At 42.1% G+C, this 2,679-nt stretch carries 2 protein-coding genes; both read right to left on the bottom strand.

The features are described 5' to 3' along the window. Positions 1-268 precede the first annotated feature (268 nt). Positions 269-1,741 carry a glycoside hydrolase family 32 protein gene (locus tag VF500_RS29405; protein ID WP_330863067.1) on the bottom strand — a complete coding sequence of 491 codons (1,473 nt, stop codon included), beginning with the start codon at positions 1,739-1,741 and terminating at the stop codon, positions 269-271. A 125-nt stretch (positions 1,742-1,866) separates the two neighbouring features. Continuing rightward, positions 1,867-2,679, bottom strand: an 813-nt coding sequence (locus tag VF500_RS29410) for a RagB/SusD family nutrient uptake outer membrane protein (protein ID WP_330863068.1), incomplete at its 5' end; no start/stop codon positions are given.

Raw genomic sequence — 2,679 nt, forward strand, 5'->3', positions numbered from 1 at the left:
CTGCTTCTATCTCTTTTATTAGTTGCTCCCGTAAATTGGCCGGAAGATGGCTCCGCTTGTCATCGCGCACTACCCGTAATATCTCCTCGTTTTCCTTTTTCATACACCTTTTTTTGTGTATAGTTTTTTCCGGACGAGTCACCCCTTTTATTAGTAGAGTCAATCCAAAACGACATATCGCTTAAGCAGCTGAATATTCAAAAAACGAGGCTGATCATGATTTATGATCAGCCTCGTTTTCAATTAAATACCGGTATAATCTTTCAATCTATTTCCAGATAGATTTTAATGCAGTTTGCTTGAGGCTGATGCCTTTGGTTGTGATATGATAGAAAGGTTTGTTAGGAAAAAAAATAGTGGTCATGGTAGTAAGACCGTTATCGGCAAAAAGTTCGACCGAGGTGCCGTCAATCACCAGTGTAAGGTCGGATGCTTTAGCGGTTGCAAATCTTGGGGCAACAAAGCGGCCTTTGAAGTCATGCTGAAAATCAACTTTTCCTGCTTTTGTCCTGTCGATATAATATTGGTTAGCTTTTTTATCATAACCGATCACCAGCTCCTCACCGGCATCATTTGAAAGTGTAATGGAATAATCATTAAGTGATGCCGTGCTCATTTTTAACAGGCTTTGCGCCGGCAATTTTGTTTTAACCGCAGTCGCCCCCCCCGAAGCAATACCTTTCAATTCAGGAACAGGCACAGAAGCCAGCAACAGCTCGCCGTTTACTTTTTTAAGCGTTATATCCCGCGGGATGGTCATAGCATTGCGCCATTTTTCGGTTGGAACCTGGTTGGCATATTGCCAGTTGCTCATCCAGCCTAAAAATATTTTACGAGCGCCTGTGTTACCCCATGTTATACCCGCGTACTCATCGGGCCCGTAATCCAGCCAGCGGGTTTTGGTATCAACAGGGGTAAATTTATTGCCATCAAACTGGCCAACAAAATACTGGGTCGCCGAGCCGCCGTTAGGTCCCCCGGGATTAATATTTACGATAAGCACCCAGTAGGGTTTACCATCAAGCTTTAAAGGGAACAGGTCCGGGCATTCCCAAACACCACCATGCGCGCCTATCTCCAGGCCAAATTTACTTTCTTTTTTCCAGTTTTTAAGATCAGAGGCCGAATAAAAGGTAATATGATCTTTAGTCGCCAATGTCATTACCCATTTCTTCTCTTTTGCATACCACATCACTTTAGGATCGCGAAAGTCCTTGATGCCGGGATTTCTCAATACCGGGTTACCTTTATACTTGGTCCAGGTATTGCCGTTATCCAGGCTATAGGCAAGGCTCTGGTTTTGAAATTTATCACTCCCCTCCTTTTCGCCTTTAGGGTCATGATGGGTGAATATAGCTACCAGTGGTGTCTTTCCCTTTTTGCCAAAACCACTGGTATTGTTTGAATCAACTACGGCGCTGCCCGAAAATATATAGCCCAAGCTATCAGGATATAAAGCTATCGGCCGTTCCTTCCAGTGAATAAGATCGGCGCTGGTGGCATGCCCCCAGTGCATAGGCCCCCAGGTTGAACCTTTTGGGTAATACTGATAAAACAGGTGATAAGTATGGTTAAAGTAAACCATGCCGTTAGGGTCATTTGTCCAATGTTCTTTGGGCGAAAAATGGATCTGCGGGCGATATTGTTCCTTGTAAGTTTTTGGAGGCGATTCCTGGGCCTTACAAATACTATTTAAAGTAATAAACACAATCAGCATTAATACGCCACATTTTGTTTTCATAATTTAAGCTTTTAATGGTTATATATTTAGCAGGATAGTACAAAAAAACTGAGCTGTATAATTGGTATAAAATAACAGAAACCCCGGCCTGATTGATCAAGCCAGGACTCCGTTAATTTAATAATTTAATAACCAGGATTTTGTTTATATAATCCGTTAGTGAATGTAATTTCTGATTGCGGAATAGGAAGATATTCATCTCTCCCGGCAGTAAATTTAGCCGTTGCTAAAAATGGTCTTCTCACCTTTTCAACGTTAATGTAGTCGTTTAAAGTTTTTTCTGCAATTCCCCATCTCACTAAATCAAAGAAACGCGCTCCTTCTGTAGCAAATTCCAGTCGTCTTTCCCATTGCAATGCTTTACGTGCATAGTCCTGGGTCCAGTTTGCCAGACTATAAGGTTTTATATTATAGTTTGAAGGGAAAGTTCCATCCAGTTTCTTAAGCCTTCCTGTACTTGCTGCGGCCCTGTTTCTGATTTGATTAATTAACGGCAGCGCATTGGCCTGTTGCCCTAACTCAATATAAGCTTCGGCCTGCATTAATAAAACGTCATCATACCTGATGATATCATAATTTTTTGCTGAGCCCATAAATGGTCCCAGTTTAAAATAAGATGCGCTTGTAGCTAACTGCTGGTTACGCATGGTATGAAAGTTGCCATAAACTCCCGGGTCGCGCACCCAGCTATTACTAAATGGTTTGGTATTATCATATTTATACGGATGCCCGTCTATACCAACAGTATGGTCTAACCTGGTATCTACAGTAACTTTTGACAGATCGGCTATGCTGTTATTGAATGTATCAAAGTTAGGTAAACCATTGGCATCAGTGGTATAGGCATTTACTAAATTCTGACTTGCAGCATGGAACCCGCAGCAGCCGTATTGAGGCGCCCCGTGCGGATAGTTTAAGCCATCTTCAAAATTTAAACG

This window comes from Mucilaginibacter sp. (genome assembly GCF_036383575.1).
Lineage (GTDB): Bacteria > Bacteroidota > Bacteroidia > Sphingobacteriales > Sphingobacteriaceae > Mucilaginibacter.